Source organism: Pollutimonas thiosulfatoxidans, from assembly GCF_004022565.1.
GTDB classification, from domain to species: Bacteria; Pseudomonadota; Gammaproteobacteria; order Burkholderiales; family Burkholderiaceae_B; genus Pusillimonas_D; species Pusillimonas_D thiosulfatoxidans.
Genome location: NZ_CP022987.1, coordinates 1,423,038 through 1,441,539, shown reverse-complemented (window position 1 = coordinate 1,441,539; position 18,502 = coordinate 1,423,038). Strand labels below are relative to the sequence as shown.

The 18,502-nt window shown below is 59.5% G+C and carries 17 protein-coding genes; 9 read left to right on the top strand and 8 right to left on the bottom strand.

Annotated features, from left to right (window positions below):
* Window positions 1-206 precede the first annotated feature (206 nt).
* The 8 genes from CKA81_RS06905 to uraH all read right to left on the bottom strand — a co-directional run bounded on the left by CKA81_RS06905 (window position 207) and on the right by uraH (window position 7,103).
* Window positions 207-875 carry a uracil-DNA glycosylase gene (locus CKA81_RS06905; protein ID WP_128354638.1) on the bottom strand — a complete coding sequence of 223 codons (669 nt, stop codon included), beginning with the start codon at window positions 873-875 and terminating at the stop codon, window positions 207-209.
* Window positions 872-2,017 (bottom strand): nucleoside triphosphate pyrophosphohydrolase family protein, encoded by a 1,146-nt coding sequence (locus tag CKA81_RS06900; RefSeq protein WP_128354637.1) that lies wholly within the window; start codon window positions 2,015-2,017, stop codon window positions 872-874. Before CKA81_RS06900 ends, CKA81_RS06905 begins: the two co-directional genes overlap by 4 nt.
* Entirely contained in the window at window positions 2,010-2,633 is a 624-nt protein-coding gene (locus CKA81_RS06895) for an Nmad2 family putative nucleotide modification protein (protein WP_128354636.1), read from the bottom strand. The genes CKA81_RS06900 and CKA81_RS06895 overlap by 8 nt, the downstream gene beginning before the upstream one ends.
* A gap of 8 nt (window positions 2,634-2,641) precedes the next feature.
* Window positions 2,642-3,112, bottom strand: coding sequence for a TIR domain-containing protein (locus CKA81_RS06890; RefSeq protein ID WP_128354635.1), 471 nt, complete (start codon window positions 3,110-3,112; stop codon window positions 2,642-2,644).
* 54 nt (window positions 3,113-3,166) lie between these two features.
* The gene (locus CKA81_RS06885; protein WP_164878362.1) at window positions 3,167-3,979 is read right to left on the bottom strand and encodes a hypothetical protein; all 813 of its coding nucleotides are present in this window, start codon (window positions 3,977-3,979) and stop codon (window positions 3,167-3,169) included.
* The gene (locus CKA81_RS06880; protein ID WP_164878361.1) at window positions 3,976-5,160 is read right to left on the bottom strand and encodes a toll/interleukin-1 receptor domain-containing protein; all 1,185 of its coding nucleotides are present in this window, start codon (window positions 5,158-5,160) and stop codon (window positions 3,976-3,978) included. Before CKA81_RS06880 ends, CKA81_RS06885 begins: the two co-directional genes overlap by 4 nt.
* Before the next feature lie 323 nt (window positions 5,161-5,483).
* Window positions 5,484-6,737 (bottom strand): urate hydroxylase PuuD, encoded by a 1,254-nt coding sequence (locus CKA81_RS06875; RefSeq protein WP_128354634.1) that lies wholly within the window; start codon window positions 6,735-6,737, stop codon window positions 5,484-5,486.
* A gap of 12 nt (window positions 6,738-6,749) precedes the next feature.
* Window positions 6,750-7,103 (bottom strand): hydroxyisourate hydrolase, encoded by a 354-nt coding sequence (gene uraH / locus CKA81_RS06870; RefSeq protein WP_128354633.1) that lies wholly within the window; start codon window positions 7,101-7,103, stop codon window positions 6,750-6,752.
* Window positions 7,104-7,213: 110 nt separating this feature from the next.
* On the opposite strand from uraH, the gene CKA81_RS06865 reads away from it, so the two are divergent.
* Genes CKA81_RS06865 through alaS form a run of 9 tightly spaced genes read left to right on the top strand, consistent with a single transcriptional unit; the run spans window position 7,214 to window position 18,494 of the window.
* Complete coding sequence (locus CKA81_RS06865) at window positions 7,214-7,963, top strand: GntR family transcriptional regulator (RefSeq protein ID WP_128354632.1); 750 nt, start codon at window positions 7,214-7,216, stop codon at window positions 7,961-7,963.
* A 25-nt stretch (window positions 7,964-7,988) separates the two neighbouring features.
* Window positions 7,989-8,930 carry an allantoinase PuuE gene (gene puuE / locus CKA81_RS06860; protein ID WP_128356650.1) on the top strand — a complete coding sequence of 314 codons (942 nt, stop codon included), beginning with the start codon at window positions 7,989-7,991 and terminating at the stop codon, window positions 8,928-8,930.
* On the top strand, window positions 8,927-9,448 hold the full coding sequence (gene uraD, locus CKA81_RS06855; protein WP_128354631.1) for a 2-oxo-4-hydroxy-4-carboxy-5-ureidoimidazoline decarboxylase: 522 nt from the start codon (window positions 8,927-8,929) through the stop codon (window positions 9,446-9,448). Before puuE ends, uraD begins: the two co-directional genes overlap by 4 nt.
* Before the next feature lie 3 nt (window positions 9,449-9,451).
* Window positions 9,452-10,510 (top strand): allantoicase, encoded by a 1,059-nt coding sequence (gene alc, locus CKA81_RS06850; protein ID WP_128354630.1) that lies wholly within the window; start codon window positions 9,452-9,454, stop codon window positions 10,508-10,510.
* Entirely contained in the window at window positions 10,507-11,034 is a 528-nt protein-coding gene (locus CKA81_RS06845) for an ureidoglycolate lyase (RefSeq protein WP_128354629.1), read from the top strand. The genes alc and CKA81_RS06845 overlap by 4 nt, the downstream gene beginning before the upstream one ends.
* Window positions 11,035-11,043: 9 nt before the next feature.
* Window positions 11,044-12,489 carry a xanthine dehydrogenase small subunit gene (gene xdhA / locus CKA81_RS06840; protein WP_128354628.1) on the top strand — a complete coding sequence of 482 codons (1,446 nt, stop codon included), beginning with the start codon at window positions 11,044-11,046 and terminating at the stop codon, window positions 12,487-12,489.
* Window positions 12,490-12,500: 11 nt separating this feature from the next.
* Window positions 12,501-14,867: a xanthine dehydrogenase molybdopterin binding subunit gene (xdhB, locus tag CKA81_RS06835; protein WP_128354627.1), complete on the top strand. Its 2,367-nt coding sequence runs from the start codon at window positions 12,501-12,503 to the stop codon at window positions 14,865-14,867.
* Window positions 14,860-15,813 carry a xanthine dehydrogenase accessory protein XdhC gene (gene xdhC / locus CKA81_RS06830; protein ID WP_128354626.1) on the top strand — a complete coding sequence of 318 codons (954 nt, stop codon included), beginning with the start codon at window positions 14,860-14,862 and terminating at the stop codon, window positions 15,811-15,813. Before xdhB ends, xdhC begins: the two co-directional genes overlap by 8 nt.
* A 59-nt stretch (window positions 15,814-15,872) precedes the next feature.
* Window positions 15,873-18,494, top strand: a complete 2,622-nt coding sequence (gene alaS, locus CKA81_RS06825; protein ID WP_128354625.1) for an alanine--tRNA ligase — start codon at window positions 15,873-15,875, stop codon at window positions 18,492-18,494.
* Window positions 18,495-18,502 lie beyond the last annotated feature (8 nt).

The following is an 18,502-nucleotide window of genomic DNA, read 5'->3' as shown; positions in this document are numbered from 1 at the left end:
GCAGCTCGGACAAGTTCGAGAGGCTAATTGAGCTCGGTAAAGGTGGATGTCGATGGGACTGATTCACCCGCAGCCGAACAGCTGGCCCACCAGCGAGGCCAATCACCAGTGATCGTCCGATTTCGACCCTGAACGGCCGCTCGGCTGAAGCGGGAGTAGGCCTTTGCCAACAAGGGCAATAGACAGACAATAGCCCATCCCGCAGCCTACAAGAGCGTGCGTTGGCCGCGCGCCTCGATCCCATAGAGCGCACTGATTTGCGCAACGAACTGTTTTTGGCCACCGTAACTGGGATGCCGAACGGCTACGGTCGGAATCGCGCCTTGGAACCGGCCAAGCGCGTCGTATGCATTGTTGCCGATGCAAACAATGCGTTTAGGACGCAGAAGCCCAATGAGAGCGGCAAGAGCCTCCTCCCCGAACCGCCGTTCCAAAGCGTTGTGTTGACGATTGCTGAACGGGTTGCCAGGCTCATGAGGATGAAGCGGAAATACGTTCCACAAGAAGACGTTTGACTGCGTCTGACTCAGCATCTGCCAGATCACAGCCGCGGTACGCTCGGCTACTGCTGCACCGACAGTTGGCCTCTTAGCCATCAGCCCCCATCTTGCGAGATGCGGGGCTATGTGAACATCGTCCGTAAGCGCCAGCCCCGTACGGCGCCCACCCCGATAACCAAGATCACGACCTATCCAGATGGCATCGACCTCGCAGGCTTCAGCGCGCTGGATCAACCGAGAAAGGGTATTTGCCCTCTCTGTTGGGGCATCTTCAGAATCGTGAACAGGGCACCTGTCAGCATATGGATTGAAGCAGTGTTCGAATTGCTCAGCCGCAACTTGCTCAACAAATGCATGGAGTTTGGCTTCAATCATAGGGGCTCAAAACAAATCGTTCTTGTTGTACGGTTTCCAATAACCCAGCCACCCTTGGCGTCACGGATTTGGCGAAACACCGCATAACCATCGAGTATAGCTCGCTCCCACAACTTCACTGGGCATCGAGAAACTTCATAGCCGGACGTGAATTCCTCGATCGTCTTCAGAATGTCGAAAGACACTTTTTTCTGACCTTCGAAATAGTTGAGCTCCTTGGCCCTCATGAAAATCCACGCGGTCAAACCTTCCTCTACAACGATTGCACGGCCACTGTCTTGCTCCTCATCGAAGCGACCCTTGCTCTTACGTTTTTGCTTTATTAAGGCTCGAAACACCGGCGACCAATGAAGTATGGCTGCATGTGCCAAGTGAAAAACATCATGAAAGCGATAGCCATCGGGATCGCCAACATTGTCGGTCAGAGGGTCCCCTATGAAGACGTCATTCCATTGGAGGTAACTTCTACCGGCATTCCTTTGGCTTATCCTTATTCTGAAATCATTCGGCAGGCGTTCCTCCTCATTGAATTCATCATCGAAAGTTGGAAGCTCATTCGGGTTCGGTTCGATGAATGCACCACGCGTCTTCGATATATTTCTCCGTACAACGTCCGCGAATACTAGGTTGGAGGAATGAAGCGCCCTGAGGTAGGTGCGGGCAAACTCAACAAGCTTTGGCCGTCCTTCATCCCGCAACCTTTGAGGCTGTCGTAGTAGTTCGGCAGCGCGTAAGCCTAGATTAAACAAGGACTCGTCAATGTGCCCGGCGTCGATTGGAGTCGCGACGTGGGCCACACTACCTGGCGTAGCACCGCTGGCCGCACAAGTCGTCGCGAATGAGGGTCCGGTCGCAGCCTCTGCAAAGATCTGCTCTAGAGGTGCATTGGCCCGTCTACACACTGCATTGAAGTACCATAGAGTATCGCCAAACTCTTCTTCGGCCGCTCGCCTGAATCCTGGGTACGCGTCGCCCTCCCTGACGTGTTTCTTGGCCGACGACATGATCCCGCCAACTTCGCCGTAGAGGCCCATCAGTGCGCGATTGATGTCATCTGGCTGCAGGATATCTGTAGGGAGCACATCAGCCGCATATTTCGTTAGGACGACTGAGCCGCTAGGGTAATCTGTGTCTTTAGCCACGAAGCATTCTCCATTCAAACGGCGCGGACTGATAGCCGCTTACGCCGAGGGAACGTATCCAATGGACAAACTGGGTAATAAGGTCCGGATCGCGAAAGGCAGAGACACCTCTGCCTGACTTGCAAAGGTCCAAACCGTGAAAATCACGTAGATACTCTGGAATTGCTGGGCCATACCCACCGAAATAGACATAGTCCTCGCTGACTAGAACGCGGTCGACACCGGTGTCACGGTTCACATGCTGAGGATGAAGGCTTCCGTCCTCGTGGCTGTGAAATGAATCCCGCTGAAACCATTCGGAATCATCAGCGTTGCGAAAATAGATGTTGTCTCCGCAACTCTGTTTTCTACTGCCCCGGCGGTACGGAATCTTTTTGGCGAATCTAGGGTCAGCGCTATACGCTCGAAAGTCCAATGCTTCGGTGACGCGCATCGCGTAGACCAGATACCCACCTCGGCGCACAGTCCTGTCGTTACTGCCGCAACCAACCACCCAGTCACCAATTGCAGCGCTTCTACGAATTGGCGGCTTGCAGGTGGCGAGCGTGCAGTAACCGCCAAATGGATTTGGAGCAAAGCCGCTGTCGTAGCGGACTACGTATGAATACAGTCTCAAGCACCACCTCAGCAGCGGTGACGCTTAATTGACATTGGATCGCAAGGCCCCCCATCGGGCTTTTCCCAACTGTCTTTGCCATTGATGGCATCAATGATTGAATTGCCGTGCCACCCGACCACTGCGTCGGCATATTCCTCTAGCGCAGAAGGAAGCTCACAGTCTTTTGTTCCATGTTCCCAAACGCCGATGATGCGCTTGTCATTCTTAGCTGCATATTCGATTTCCCAATTCACCCACTCGCTGTCTTTGGTGTTAGGAGAAACATAAACAAGCAGCGTTCCAGCCCAGTCAATTTGCGGTGCGAGGATTGACGACTTGATATAGTCTGGATCCCTTGCGTTGTTTGGGTTGGAGGAGTTGATCGAGGAGTCGCGGATGGTCAAGCCATTCTTTTCGAGGAGCGATTTTAGTTTCCCGAGGCCCGCATCATCTTCATGGATGTGGGAAATGAAGACGTTCTTGGTGTCTTGCGCCATGTACTCTCCCTTACGCCGTCAATGGACGTGTGGAAACCATAGCGCTAATTGTATCTAATTGTCAATGTTCATGAGGCCCTTCAAGATCAAAATGATTGCCTGGTCGATGTGGGGAGTCTTGGCCAGGATTCGGTTCTCAACTTCGGTGAGGCCGTTCTTGAGGCTATCAGGGCCAAACTGAGAAAAATGTGCACGCTCGGCCCAATCTCGGTTAGAAGACGCCCATGGGGCCACCAACCCCAATGTCTCAGCGATATCACGGGCGCACCCACCAAAGCCTCCGAGCACGAACAGCGGAGCGCCCAAATTAAGCGAGAGGAGGGATTCCTCGGCAATACCGGGCATCGAACCCTTGAAGCTCTCGACACGTCCACCCAGGACGATGCGTGCGTGACTTTCGGTTTGAACAGTGTGCCGCATTGCAGTAAGGCCGTCGGCCCATTCTGCAGCGGAAGGCTCTCGTTCCTGGACCTGATGACGAAGCGGCAGGGACATGCGCACGCCTTTCTCATCGAGGCAAACAAGTTCGGCAATGCCCGCCAGATCGTCCGCAACTCGATTCACGTCTGCAAACGGCATACGAAGGTGCACGGGCCATGCCAAGAAGTTGGATATGCCCACTGGCGAGTCTTCGTCGACAACATCTCGTCTATGCCGCTGTACGAGCTCGAAGAGAAGCTCGCTGAAACCACCCTTTCGAAGATCGCCACCGTAGCTGAGCCGTGCGCCAAGCGCGAGGAGATGTCGCGCAAGCTCTGTCATCGCGTCCCACAAGTGCTCTGCGCTTAGTCCGAGGTAGGCCATGTCAGGGCTCTCCGACGCGGAGATCGCGATCACGTGTTCCCGTAAAGCTTCTTGATAGCTCATCGCACGGCCCCCGATAGCCACTCCGTCAGACTGCGAAGCTGAACGCGTGGCGCGATCTCGAAAAAGAGGCGCTCCTCCTCCTTGCTCAGGGGTGGATCGGGATAGACGATGATTGGGGCGGGCACATCGGCCTCGGAAGGCAGCGTAGCCAACGTGATTAGTTCGGGCGGTCTCGGGATGAAGACGACTGCGGGACCCGCAGCCTCGGTCGAGATGGCGATCCGACAGCGCCAGAGAAAGTCTTTCAGAACCTCGTCAAGAAGCCGAGCGATCACCACGTCGATTCGATCTGGCCCTTCGGGATCGAGGCGGACCACTGGAACGTTACCCATATACGGGAACCCGCGCTCATCGAGATCGCTGATGCAGTCTGCGACGACCAGAGGAACGTTATGGCGCTTCGCCTCGATGATTTCTTTACGGCACCACTCCCGGGACGAGTAGGTATCGGTATGTACTGCAACCATCGCGCTAACCCGAACCTGTAACAGCAATACCTTGTGAAAGCGTAACCCGGCCGGGATATCATGTACGTCGAAGAAGCTTGCGAGGCCGTGCCCAGCCTGGAGGCGATCCCGTATCAGCCTGGCAGTTCGCTCGCCCGTATCGTCATGCTTTGAGTGGCTCAGGAAGATCTGAACTTTTCGGAGATACGCCTCAAGTGCGGCCTCATCCTCATCAGGCCGCTGCAGGTGCTCTAGGAAGTGCCGAAGCATTCGGCAGAACTCATAGGTCAGTTCGCTGAGGAGCCGCTTAGTACGCGTTGCCGAGTCGCCGTCCCACAAGTCCCATCGCAGTGCCTGCTCCGTCATGTTAAGCGGCGCGAGAACCGCTCGGTCTACAGACGCTGGAAATGTCCTAACGTGCAGCCCAGCCGCCTCAGCTTGTTCTCCGAGCTTGCGTGCGTATGCGACCCACTGAGGGTCTGCAGCAAGTACGTTGTCGGCCAGGATGACGATGGTCGTCGTGTGCGCCTCGTTAACGTCAATTTCGAGCGGCACCGCACCTCCCGGAGGCGGTAATGAGCGAAAAATGACGCTGAGACCCGCTCCGCCCGCGACGTTCTCATACAGCTCACGCCGGAAGTGGCCGCGAATCGCTTCCGCGATCATGGGCCCTTGGTCAAAACCGGGGTGCCACGCCACGTAGACCACGAGAAACGGACGAGTAGGATCGGGCACAAACCTTCCTTATATTTGGTAGTGGCGATTTTACTATGCTCTCTTTGGACGTCGGCGGCGACAGTTGCGTGCTGACAAGAGGGAGGAGGGCAAGTCCCCCTCCAGGAGGAGAGCAGATCGCAGCACCAAGCGGCCGCTCTTGGCCGAAATTTGACCCTCGTACCAATCGTTTCCCGTTATAGCCTTCCGGAATCTCAACGGGAAATTCAGAAGGATTTTCCTTTACATCTAGCTCGCCCATTTAGTGCATCCATGGTGCAGATCTCCGACAGCGGTCCATTGGCCTTTCCGCACGGTCGCACGGTGGGCTTTCTGTGTATAGGCTAGGGCAGTTGCCAGGCAGCAATGACGGCGCGTTCGTCTTCTGTCATGCCGGTAAGATTGCCCAGCGGCATGTATTTGCTGGCCACGGTTTGCTTGATCTGGGCGGCATGCAGCGCAAGTTGTGCATCGCTGGTCAGCGAAATGCCCAACGGCGCGGTGGGGAAGCCGGCCTGGGTGGGTTGCTCGGCATGGCATTGAACGCAGCGCGCCTGCACGATGGCTCGCACGATTTGCATGTCTGCCTCCTTGCTTGCCAGTGCCGTGCCAGCGTCGGCCATCGATGCGCCGTCGGCCCGCGCCGCCGAACCTGACGCCGGCGCGATGCCGCCAGGCTGGGCCAGCCAGGCGGCAAGCGCCAGCAGTGCCACCCCGGCCAGCGGATACGCCGGCTGATGGATGCCGCTGTGGCGCAATACAAAATACTGGCGTATCAGCGCCCCGGCAAAGATGAACAAGGCCATGATCACCCAGGCATGCGGGCTGGTGTAGGTAAACGAGTAGTGGTTGCTCAACATCAGGAACACCACCGGCAAGGTGAAGTAGGTGTTGTGTACCGAGCGTTGCTTGCCGCGCTTGCCGTCCAATGGATCGGGTGCCGTGCCGGCCTTCAGGGCCGCCACCATACGCCGCTGCCCGGGGATAATCCAGAAGAACACATTGGCCGACATGCAGGTGGCCATGACGGCGCCGGTAATCAGAAAGGCAGCCCGGCCCTGGAACAGCTCGGTGCTAAGCCAAGCCAGTGCAACCATCATCACGGCCACCGCCAAGCTCAGGACGCCGTCTCTTTCCATGTTGGGGCTGATCCGGCGGCATAGCTGGTCGTAGACGATCCAGCCTATTGCGAGCAGGGCAACGGCAAGCGCACTGGCTTGCCAACCATCCAGCGCCGCAACCCATGCCCAATCGCTGCCCGGGTTTACCAGATAGAACTCGGGCTTGATCAAATACATAATGCTGAACAGCGCAAAGCCTGACAGCCAGGTGGAATAGGCTTTCCAGAACGACCAGTGCAAGTCGGCGGGCAATTGCGGTGGGCTGGTCAGGTATTTTTGGTTGTGATAGAAGCCGCCGCCATGTACGGCCCACATTTCTCCGTATACGCCGCTGCTTTTTGCAGAAGCATGGCGCGGCGGCCGAAGGCTGTTGTCCAGCATCACGAAATAAATGGATTCGCCTATCCAGGCGATGGCGGCGATCACGTGCAGCCAACGCAGCAGCAGGTTGCCAAACTCCATTGCATAAGCTGTCATGCCCAGCGCCCCTTAGCTGCCACGGTAAGTGGACCAGGCCCAGGGGCTGACCAGGAGGGGGACATGGTAGTTCTCGTCAGCCTGTGCAACGCCAAAGCAGACACTGACCTTATCGACAAACCGCGGCTCTGGCAGAGCCACGCCGCGTGCCGCGAAATAGTCGCCGGCATGGAAGACCAGTTCGTAAGTGCCGCGCTGCAGCGCCTCGCCCTCCAGCAAGGGGCCGGGGCAGCGCCCGTCGGCGTTGCTGCGCACAGAGGCTTTCAGGCTGCGCGAGTTTTCGTCTACGGCATACAGCTCTATCAGTACGTCGTTTGCCGGTACGCCGTGCATAGTATCCAGGACATGGGTAGAGAGTTTCCCCATTGATTTGTCTCCGCGTTAGCGTTAGGCTTGGATTGTTAACAATTTATGTTGACGATTCTCTGGCCCAGCATGTTTATTGTCAAGCGGGCCACTCACTTGATGACTTCGCCATGCTACACCTGCAGCGTCCTCCAGCTTCATCAGAAATCATTGCGCCTCGTCCCTCGTCGCTGCTGAACGGGCACGATACCGATACGGATATCGATCGCGTGTACAACGAGATTTTCGATGCCGTGATGGATAGGCGGCTGATGCCCGGTGCAAAACTGACCGAAGCCCGGTTGTGCCGGATATTCCTGTGCTCGCGGGCCACCGTGCGGGGCGCCTTGGCGCGGCTGGCCCACGACAAGATCGTGACCCTGCAACCCCATCGTGGGGCGTTTGTCTGGCGGCCCGACCGCAAGGAGACGCAAGATGTTTTCGAGCTGCGCCGCGCCATCGAATGCGTGGTGGTGGATAAATTATTAAGCATGCCCGATCTGGACGCCCATCTTGAACCCTTGTATGCCATGGTCGAGCACGAGAAGGCGGCTTTCGAACATGGCGATCGCGTAAGCTGGATACGCTTGTCCAATGCCTTCCATGTGCGCATGGCAGCCGTGGCCGGCAACGATGTGCTGACCGAGCTGATGCATAGCCTGTGCGCACGCAGCACCATCATCATCGCGCATCACGACACGCCGGCCGAGCAAACCTGTTCGTATGTCGAGCACCGGCATATTCTGGATTTACTGGCAGCCCGCCAGCGCGACGCCGCCCTGGATGCCATGCATCATCATTTGCAAGATTGCGAACACCGCATGCAAGAGACCGATGGGCGCCAGCCCGATCCGTGGTTGGCATTCGGCGCAGGCTTATAAGGACACAGAAAATATGCCAGACAACATGATGCCCGCCGACTACCCACGTGACCTGATCGGTTACGGCCGTAATCCTCCGCACGCCGATTGGCCCGGCGGGGCGCGCATCGCCGTGCAGTTCGTACTGAATTACGAAGAGGGCGGCGAAAACTGCGTGCTGCACGGTGACCCGCAGTCCGAACAATTTCTGTCCGACATCATAGGCGCGCCTGCCTTTGACGACCGCCATCTGTCGATGGAGTCTTTGTACGAGTATGGTTCGCGGGCCGGCGTATGGCGCGTCCTGCGCGAATTCGAGCGGCGTCGACTGTCCTTGACGGCCTTCGCCGTGGGCATGGCGCTCGAGCGTAATCCGGACGTCGGCCATGCCCTGGTCGAGGCCGGCCACGAGATCGCTTGCCACGGCTATCGCTGGATCCATTATCAATCGGTGCCCGAAGCGCTGGAACGCGAGCACATGCAACGCTGTGTCGAGGTTATCGAAGGCTTTACGGGCACCCATCCCGAGGGCTGGTACACCGGTCGCGACAGCCCCAATACCCGACGCCTGGTCATGGAAGAGGGCGGCTTTTTATACGACGCCGATTACTACGGTGACGACCTGCCGCTGTGGCAGCAAGTGCGCATGCGCGATGGCTCGTTGCGGCCGCAGCTTATCGTTCCGTATACGTTGGACGCCAACGACATGCGCTTTGCCACGCCGCAAGGGTTCAATGCGGGCGACCAGTTCTTCAGCTATTTAAAGGACGCCTTTGACGTGCTGTACGCCGAAGGCGCCACATCGCCACGCATGATGTCCATCGGCTTGCATTGCCGCATAGTCGGTCGGCCGGGGCGCTTCGCCGCGCTGCAGCGCTTCCTGGATTACGTACAGCAGCATGATCGCGTCTGGATCGCAAGGCGTGCCGATATCGCACGCCATTGGGCGCAGCGTCATCCCTATGTGGCAAGCGGGGTTGCAACATGAGCAGCCTGACGCTGAGGCAACTTAACGCCTTGCCGGCTGCGGAATTCGTTGCCAGGCTGGGTGGGGTATTCGAGCATTCGGCCTGGGTGGCCCAGGGCGTGGCAAGCCAGCGGCCCTTTGACAGTATCGACGCGCTGCACCAGGCCATGACAGTCTGCGTGCAGACCGCAAGCCCGCAGGCCCAACTGCAACTGATACGCGCCCATCCCGAACTGGCCGGCAAGGCCGCCGTACGCGGCGAGCTAACCGAGCATTCGACGCGCGAACAGGCCGGCGCAGGGCTGGATCAATGCTCTGAACAGGAATACAAGGCACTGACGCAACTGAATCGCCAATATCTGGACAAGTTCGGTTTCCCCTTCATCCTGGCCGTACGTGGCTACGACAGGGCGGGCATCATTGCACAGATGCAGCGTCGCCTGGCCAACGATGTCGATCAGGAGCAAAACGAAAGCCTGCGCCAAATCTACCAGATTGCGCGCTACAGGCTGGACGATATTTTTAGTGATCTGGAGTGATTTATGGCAGTCGATAATTTACCGGTAGGCACCATTGTCAATGCAGCGGCCGCGGACTTTCCCGAATTTGCTCGGCGCTATGTCAATCTGGCGTCCGCCGATTTTGGCGCCAAGGTACTGAAATGCTCCGACGAGTTCTTCGCGTCGGCTGACCGCATGCTGCAGTCGTCCGAGCCGGTGTTCATCGTCGGTAAATTCGACGACCATGGCAAATGGATGGACGGTTGGGAAACCCGCCGCAAGCGCGTTGCCGGTCACGACACGGCCGTGGTGCGCCTCGGCATGCCGGGTGTCATTCATGGCGTGGATATCGACACCAGCCACTTCACCGGCAACTTTCCACCAGCCGCGTCGCTGGATGCCTGCTATTGCGCAGGCGACCCCGATGAAGACACGGTGTGGACGCCGATCGTGGCGCCGATATCGCTAAAGGGCAACGCCCACCATTTCATCGACATGGCACGCGAACAGCGAACCTACACGCATCTGCGCCTGTCCATCTACCCCGATGGGGGCGTTGCACGGCTGCGCGTTTATGGGCAGCCGGCTTGCGATTGGGCGGCGCGCGACCACAGCGTTTCTCACGAGGTCTCCGCGCTGGCCAATGGCGGGCGCATCGTGGCCTATAGCGACGCCCATTACGGGACGCCGTTTCGCGTCCTGATGGAAGGGCGCGGCGTCAATATGGGCGACGGCTGGGAAACTCGCCGCCGTCGCGAACCGGGCAATGACTGGTGCATCGTCGAACTGGGGCACGCCGTCACGGTGGACAAGATCGAAGTCGACACCGCGCATTTCAAGGGCAATTACCCGGACCGCATCTCGCTGCAAGCGGCGCACGTCAGCCAGGCCACCGACCAGTCCCTGGTGACACAGGCCATGTTCTGGCCCTACTTGCTGGAGGAGCAGGCCACCGGCATGGATGCCCAACATTTTTACGAAGAATCGACCATCAAGGCCCTGGGCCCGGTCACCCACGTCAAGCTCAATATCATCCCCGACGGCGGCGTCAGCAGGCTGCGGGTATGGGGCAAGCTGGCCGCGCAAGGGACGCAATCATGAGCATACTGAAGCTGGAAATACTGACACGTGTAGCGTTTGCCCCCTTTGGCGATGTGATCGAAACCGAGGGCCGCGAAAGCTACCCCATCAATAAGGGCACGACTCAGCGCTTTCATGATTTGGCCTCGGTGCAGATAGCCGACGCGCAGGGTCGGGCCGGCATCAGCCTGGCGCGGGGCAATGCCTTCAACTACCCCTTGTCCATCACCATGCTCGAGCGCCATCCTTTGGGTAGCCAGGCCTGGATCCCATGTAATCAGACGCCCTTTGTTGCTATCGTCGCGCCCAATGGGCCGAACGACACGCCGGACGAATCGGGGCTGCGTGCCTTCTATGTCCAGGGCAACCAGGGGGTGAACTATCACCGGGGCACCTGGCACCATCCGCTTATGACGTTGGGCCAACAGGGCGATTTCATCGTGGTGGATCGCGTAGGCGAGGGCGAAAACTGCGATGAACACGAGCTGAGCAAAAGTTATGTGGTCGACGGGTCTTATGCCGGTAGCCAGATGGTGCAAGCCTAGGAGAACAGCATGCAGCACAGAGACACCGTTCATTTTTACCTGAACGGCAAGGCGTACAGTGTGAAACCGGCGTCGCCGACACAGACGCTGCTGCAGTATCTGCGCGAAGACTTGCGCCTGATCGGAACCAAAGAGGGCTGCGCCGAAGGCGACTGCGGTGCGTGCACGGTTACCGAAGCGGCCTTGCAGCCGGATGGCTCGTTGGCGTATCGCGCCGTCAACGCCTGTATCCGCTTTCTGCCCATGGTCGACGGCAAGGTCTTGTGGACGGTCGAGGCGCTGGGCGATGCTGCGGGCCAACTGCACCCCGTCCAGCAGGCCATGGTGGATCATCATGGCTCGCAGTGCGGATTTTGCACGCCGGGTTTTGTGATGTCGTTGTACACGATGTACCGCAAGGGCCTGGTCCGTCCCGATCGCGAGCAAGTCCTGGATCATCTGTCCGGCAATCTTTGCCGCTGTACCGGCTACCGGCCCATTATCGACGCTGCGCTCGACATGCACGCCTACGAGCCCGTCGTGCCCGATGACGATCTTGTGCATGGCCAGCTTGCACAGCTGCGCGAGCGCTGCGCGGCGACGCTGGTGATAGTGGCAGGAGGTAGCCGCTATATCGCGCCCACCACCACCAGCGAGCTGGCCGAGGCCGTTCGGCAGGATCCGGACGCCGTGGTTCTGGCCGGCGGAACCGACGTGGGCCTGTGGGTGACCAAGCAACTGAAGACCTTGCCCAATATTATTTCCGTAGGCGCCGTGCAAGCGCTGCACGAGATCACGCTGGATGACGACGGGCTTCGTATCGGCGCCGGCGTGTTGCTCGAGGAGGGCTACGAGGCCGTCGTGGCCGAGTACCCCGAAGCCACCGAGCTATGGAAGCGGTTTGCCTCCATGCCTATCCGCAATGCCGGCACGCTGGTCGGCAATCTGGCCAATGGTTCGCCCATAGGCGACACCGCGCCGCTACTGATTGCCCTGGGCGCGAAGGTGGTCTTGCGCAAGGGCGCGCAGCGGCGTAGCCTGAATCTGGACGCCTTGTATCTGGATTATCGCAAGCAGCAACGCGACCCCGGCGAGTTTCTCGAAGAGGTCTGGGTGCCCCGGCGCAAGCCAGGCGTAAAGGTCGCCACCTACAAGCTGTCCAAGCGTTTCGATCAAGATATTTCGGCGGTTTGCAGTGCCTATGCGCTTACGCTGGATAACAACCGGGTAAAGGCCATCAGCATTGCCCATGGCGGGATGGCGCCCACTTCGCGTCGCGCGCCTCGCGCCGAACAGGCCCTGCTTGGCCGCAGCTGGAACGAAGGCAACGTTCGGCAAGCCATGCAGGCGCTGGAAGACGATTATCAACCCATGACCGATATGCGGGCCAGCAGCGACTACCGCCTGAAGGCTGCACGCAATTTGCTGTACCGCTTCTATCTGGAAAGCACGGGCGTAGACGGCACCCGCGTGTAAAGGAGTTCGCCATGCAAGCAAGTACTTATCAAACTGTTGGCCAACCGCTGCCGCACGAAAGTGCGCGCCTGCATGTGGCAGGCAGTGCGCTGTACACCGACGACTTGCCCGAGCGGCATGGCACGCTGCACGCTGCATTCGGCTTGTCGGACCGGGCGCATGCACGTGTGTTGGCTATCGACCTGGAGGCGGTGCGCAGCGCGCCGGGTGTGGTGGATGTCATCTGCCTGGACAACATCCCCGGTCATCGCTATTTGGGCCCGGTGGTCGCCGACGAACCTGTGCTGGCCGATGAGTTCGTGCATTACGTGGGGCAGCCGCTGTTTGCGGTTGCTGCCGCCACGCACCATATGGCGCGGCGCGCGGCACGGCTGGCCAAGGTCCAGTACGAAGACCTTCCCATTACGCTTACTGCCCAGCAGGGCGCAGAGCAAGCCTCTTATGTATTGCCGCCGGTGCGGATATCGCGCGGCGATATCGAAGCGGCCCTGGCACGGGGTCCCCGGCGCCACAGTGCCGAGCTGACTTGCGGCGGACAAGAGCAGTTTTATCTGGAAGGGCAGGTGGCCTACGCCTTGCCTGGCGAGAATGCCGAAATGCAGGTGTACTGTTCTACGCAGCATCCGTCCGAGATGCAGTCCATGGTGGCCCATGTGTTGGGCCAGCCGGCGCACACGATACGGGTCGAGTGCCGGCGCATGGGCGGCGGCTTCGGCGGCAAGGAGACCCAATCGTGGCAATTCGCCACCGTGGCGGCCGTGCTGGCACAACGCAGCGGCAAGCCGGTAAAAATGCGCGCAGACCGCGATGACGACTTCCTCATCACCGGCAAGCGTCATGATTTCCGCACTCGCTACGATGTCGCTTATACCGACGACGGCCTGATTACCGGCATCAAGTTCGAGCACCAGCTGCGCTGCGGCTACTCGGCCGACCTGTCGGGTGCGGTGGCTGACCGGCAGGTCTTTCACACCGACAATACTTATTTCCTGGATACCTTCGATATCCGCTCCTTGCGTGTGCGGACCAACACGCAGTCCAACACGGCTTTTCGCGGCTTTGGCGGGCCGCAAGGCATACTGGCCATCGAGTATGTCATGGACGATATCGCCATGAGGCTGGGCAAGGACGCGCTGGATGTGCGCAAGATCAACTTCTATGGCCGCGAGGATCGCAATCTGACTCCCTATGGCATGACGGTCGAAGACAACGTCATACACGAACTGGTCGATCAGCTTGAAACCACCAGCGACTATCGGGCTCGGCGCGAACAGATTCGCCGCTTCAATGCCGGCAGCACTATCCTGAAGAAAGGCTTGGCGCTGGTGCCGGTCAAGTTTGGCATTTCGTTCACGGCCACCCACATGAACCAGGCGGGGGCGCTGCTGCACATCTACACCGATGGTTCGGTACTGATCAACCATGGCGGCACGGAAATGGGCCAGGGCCTGAACACCAAGGTTGCCCAGGTGGTGGCCGAAGAGCTGGGCCTGGACATAGGCCGGGTGCGCGTGTCGGGCACAGATACCTCCAAGGTGTCCAACACCTCGGCGACCGCAGCATCCACCGGAACCGACCTGAATGGCAAGGCCGCGCAAGACGCCGCTCGCAAGATCAAGGCTGCCTTGTGCCGCTACGCAGCCGATCACCATGGCTGCGACGAGTCGCAGATTGTGTTTGCCGGCAACCACGTGATGTGTGGCGACCATCCCCCCATTCCTTTCGACATCTTTGTCCAAAGCGCCTACAAGGCGCGTGTGCCGCTGTGGTCCTCCGGGTTTTATCGCACGCCCAAAATCCATTACGACTTCAAGACGCTTACGGGGCGGCCCTTCTACTACTTTGTGTATTGTGCGGCCTGTGCCGAGGTTGTCATCGATACTCTCACGGGCGAAAGCCGTTTGCTGCGCGCCGATATTCTTTACGATGCCGGGCGCTCGCTGAATCCGGCGGTCGACCTGGGGCAGATCGAGGGCGGCTTCATACAGGGCATGGGTTGGCTCACCACAGAAGAACTGTGGTGGAACGACGCCGGCCGGCTGATGACGCATGCGCCGTCCACCTACAAGATTCCTTCCATCTCCGATTGCCCAGCCGTGCTTAATGTGGCGTTTTTCGACAATGGCAATGCCGAGAACAACATCTACCAGTCCAAGGCGGTGGGCGAGCCACCCTTGCCAACAGCCGTATCGGTCTTGCTTGCCATCCGTGATGCGGTCGCCGCCACGGGCCAGGGCGCACTGCCGGTGCTCAATGCGCCAGCCACCCCCGAACGCATACTGGATGCACTGGCCTCGGTCCAGGCGCCGTTGCCCACGATACTGCCAGACGACGATACCTTGGCCGAGGCTCCGCCCGCCGAGATAGGGTATGACTGAACCAGGTCATTACGCGTCTACCGCCTATGGCCGCGCCATCACGGCTTTGCAGTCGGGTCGGTGTCTGGTGCTGGTTACGGTGCTGCGCACCCAAGGCTCGGCGCCTCGCGACGCCGGCACCCGCATGTGGGTCGGCGCGCACAATCAGCTCGACACCGTCGGCGGCGGCAACCTGGAATGGCAGGCACTGGCGCACGCGCGGCAGATGCTGGAGGCCAGCCAACCCAGGCGCGAGGTCCGCCGCTACCCCTTGGGGCCAAGCCTGGGGCAATGCTGTGGCGGCGTTGTCTGGCTGGCGTTTGAACACCTCGATCAGCGCGATCTGCCCTGGTGCATGGCCGTGCATGACGCGCTTGGCAAGGATCAAGCCGTGCTGCGCCATGTTCCTCTTCAAGAGGGCGAGCCGCGGATCACGCCCGCATCAAATAGCAGCTCGGGCGAGGCCTGCCAGTGGGACGAGGCCGCCAACGCCTTTACCGAAACCATAGGCATGGTCCTGGCGGATGTCATTGTTTGCGGCGCCGGCCACATCGGCCACGCCTTGCTCAAGGTGTTGTCCGACCTGCCCTTGCGCATTACCTGGCTGGACCCGCGCAGCGACTGCTGGCCGGAAAGCGTCCCCCCGCAGGTGCGCATCGTGCAGGGCGATGCCGACGAGGTTCCTGATTTACCCAACGATGCCTACTGGCTGGTCTTGACGCACAGCCACGCACTGGACCTTGAGATCATCGAGGCGGTGTTGAAGCACCGGTCCTTCAAATTTCTTGGCCTGATCGGCTCCCGGACCAAGAAGGCGCGTTTCGTGTCACGGCTGCGAGGTCGCTACCCGGCCGAACAAGTGGCGCGCATTCAGTGCCCCATTGGGCTGGTGTCCACGTCCAGCAAGGAACCGGCGATCATTGCGGTTTCGGTGGCTGCTCAGTTGCTGGCGCTGATGCAGGCGTAACGCTTCGTTAAAACCTCCTCTATAATCAACGGTTACCCATCTACTCGTGCTTTTCTGCAATGAAGACCTCCGAAATACGTCAAAAGTTTTTGTCCTTCTTCGAATCGAAGGGCCATCAGGTCGTGCCATCGTCCTCGTTGGTGCCGGGCAATGACCCCACGCTGCTGTTTACCAATTCGGGGATGGTGCAGTTCAAGGACGTGTTTACGGGCAAGGAAACACGGCCGTACAGCCGGGCAACCAGCTCGCAGCGCTGTGTGCGCGCCGGCGGCAAGCATAACGACCTCGAGAATGTCGGCTATACCGCGCGTCACCATACCTTCTTCGAGATGTTGGGCAACTTCAGCTTCGGCGACTATTTCAAACGCGAGGCCATCCAGCATGCCTGGACCTTGTTAACCACTGTCTACAAGCTGCCCGCCGAGAAACTGTGGGTCACGGTCTATCAGGAAGACGACGAAGCCTACGACATCTGGGCCACCGAAATCGGCGTGCCGCCCGAGCGCATCATTCGCATTGGCGACAACAAGGGTGCGCGCTATGCATCCGACAACTTCTGGCAGATGGCAGACACCGGCCCTTGTGGTCCTTGCTCGGAAGTCTTCTACGATCATGGTCCCGGCATCTGGGGCGGGCCTCCTGGGTCAGCCGAAGAAGACGGTGACCGCTATATCGAAATCTGGAACCTAGTGTTCATGCAGTTCGAGCGCGATGCCGCCGGCAACATGACGCCGCTGCCGCGCCCCTGTGTGGATACCGGCATGGGCCTGGAACGCATTGCCGCCGTATTGCAGCATGTGCATTCCAACTACGAAATCGATCTATTCCAGTCGCTCATCAAGGCGGCGGCGCGCGAAACCCGTGTAACGGATCTGGACAACAATTCCCTCAAGGTGATTGCCGACCATATACGCGCCTGCAGCTTTCTGGTCATAGACGGCGTCATTCCCAGCAACGAAGGCCGTGGCTATGTATTGCGCCGCATCGTTCGCCGTGCTTTGCGCCATGGCCACAAGCTGGGTCAGTCGGGCTTGTTTTTCCATAAGCTGGTGGCGGATCTGGTGGCCGAGATGGGCGACGCCTATCCTGAGCTTACCGCCCAGCAATCGCGCGTCGAGCAGGTCTTGCGCCAGGAAGAGGAACGCTTCAGCGAAACCCTCGAAAACGGCATGAAGATCCTTGACGCCGCGCTGGCTGCCGTCCCCAAGGATGGTGTGCTGGACGGCCAGACGCTGTTCACCCTGTACGACACTTATGGTTTTCCGGTGGACCTTACGGCTGACATCTGCCGCGAACGCAACGTGCAGGTTGATCTTGACGGCTTCGAAGTCGCCATGACGCATCAGCGCGAACAAGCGCGTGCAGCGGGCAAGTTCAAGGCCGTCGAAGGCTTGTCGTACAGCGGCGCCGAAACCCGCTTCGAAGGCTACGAAAGCCTGCAGGGGCAGGGCACCGTTATCGCACTGTATGTCGATGGGACGGCAGTGGCAGCGGTCGAAGCTGGCCAGGACGCCATTGTTGTGCTGGATGCCACGCCGTTTTACGCCGAGTCCGGCGGTCAGGTTGGCGACGCCGGCGTGCTGCGCTCGGGCGAGGCATGTTTCGAGGTTGCCGACACCCAGAAAATCCAAAGCGGCGTGTTCGGCCACCATGGCACGCTGAAAAGCGGCAAGCTGGCCGTGGGCGACAGCGCTGAGGCGCAAGTCGACGTCGAGCGTCGGGCGCGCACGGTACGCAATCACTCGGCTACGCACCTGATGCATAAAGCATTGCGTGAGGTGCTGGGCGGCCATGTGCAGCAGCGCGGTTCCTTGGTGGATGCCGACAAGACGCGCTTTGACTTCGCCCACGATGCACCCATGACGCATGCACAGATCGCCGAGGTCGAACGCATTGTCAACGCCGAAGTCCTGGCCAATCATCCGGCTACGGCGCAAGTCATGCCTTACGACGAGGCAGTGCAGGGCGGTGCCATGGCCTTGTTCGGCGAGAAATACGGCGATACCGTGCGTGTGCTTGATATCGGCTTTTCGCGTGAACTGTGCGGTGGCACCCACGTAGACCGTACCGGTGACATCGGTCTGTTCAAGATCATTTCGGAAGGCGGCGTGGCGGCCGGTGTGCGGCGCATCGAAGCCATTACCGGAGACAACGCCGTACTATGGGTACAGCAAACGCAAGACACCTTGCTGCGGGCCGCAGGCCTGTTAAAGACACAGCCCGCCGAACTTGCAGACCGCATCGCCCTGATGCAGGGGCAAATTAAATCGCTGGAACGCGAGCTTGATCAAATCAAGAGCAAGCTGGCATCTGCCGCTGGCAATGACCTGGCCGGCAATGCCATCGTCCTGGACGGCAAGGCCAAATTGCTGGTGGCCAATATCAGCGGCACCGATCCCAAGGCCCTGCGCGGCATGGTGGATCAGCTTAAAGACAAACTGAAGTCGGCCGTCGTATTGCTTACGACGGTTGCCGACGACAAGATCAGTCTGGTGGCAGGCGTAACGTCCGACCTGGCCGGTCAGATCAAGGCGGGCGACCTGGTCGGCATGGTGGCTGCGCAGGTGGGTGGCAAGGGCGGCGGTCGACCCGACATGGCCATGGGCGGCGGCAGCGATGTCGCAGCACTGCCAGCCGCTACGGCCAAGGTTGAAGCCTGGGTCCGCGAACGTCTGGTCTGATCGCGGGT

Bases quoted from the DNA above. Each gene is read 5' to 3' on its own strand.
- CKA81_RS06905 (WP_128354638.1), bottom strand. From the start codon at position 875: ATGATTGAAGCCAAACTCCATGCATTTGTTGAGCAAGTTGCGGCTGAG.
- CKA81_RS06890 (WP_128354635.1), bottom strand. From the start codon at position 3,112: ATGGCGCAAGACACCAAGAACGTCTTCATTTCCCACATCCATGAAGAT.
- CKA81_RS06885 (WP_164878362.1), bottom strand. From the start codon at position 3,979: ATGAGCTATCAAGAAGCTTTACGGGAACACGTGATCGCGATCTCCGCG.
- CKA81_RS06875 (WP_128354634.1), bottom strand. From the start codon at position 6,737: ATGACAGCTTATGCAATGGAGTTTGGCAACCTGCTGCTGCGTTGGCTG.
- uraH (WP_128354633.1), bottom strand. From the start codon at position 7,103: ATGGGGAAACTCTCTACCCATGTCCTGGATACTATGCACGGCGTACCG.
- CKA81_RS06865 (WP_128354632.1), top strand. From the start codon at position 7,214: ATGCTACACCTGCAGCGTCCTCCAGCTTCATCAGAAATCATTGCGCCT.
- puuE (WP_128356650.1), top strand. From the start codon at position 7,989: ATGATGCCCGCCGACTACCCACGTGACCTGATCGGTTACGGCCGTAAT.
- uraD (WP_128354631.1), top strand. From the start codon at position 8,927: ATGAGCAGCCTGACGCTGAGGCAACTTAACGCCTTGCCGGCTGCGGAA.
- alc (WP_128354630.1), top strand. From the start codon at position 9,452: ATGGCAGTCGATAATTTACCGGTAGGCACCATTGTCAATGCAGCGGCC.
- CKA81_RS06845 (WP_128354629.1), top strand. From the start codon at position 10,507: ATGAGCATACTGAAGCTGGAAATACTGACACGTGTAGCGTTTGCCCCC.
- xdhA (WP_128354628.1), top strand. From the start codon at position 11,044: ATGCAGCACAGAGACACCGTTCATTTTTACCTGAACGGCAAGGCGTAC.
- xdhB (WP_128354627.1), top strand. From the start codon at position 12,501: ATGCAAGCAAGTACTTATCAAACTGTTGGCCAACCGCTGCCGCACGAA.
- xdhC (WP_128354626.1), top strand. From the start codon at position 14,860: ATGACTGAACCAGGTCATTACGCGTCTACCGCCTATGGCCGCGCCATC.
- alaS (WP_128354625.1), top strand. From the start codon at position 15,873: ATGAAGACCTCCGAAATACGTCAAAAGTTTTTGTCCTTCTTCGAATCG.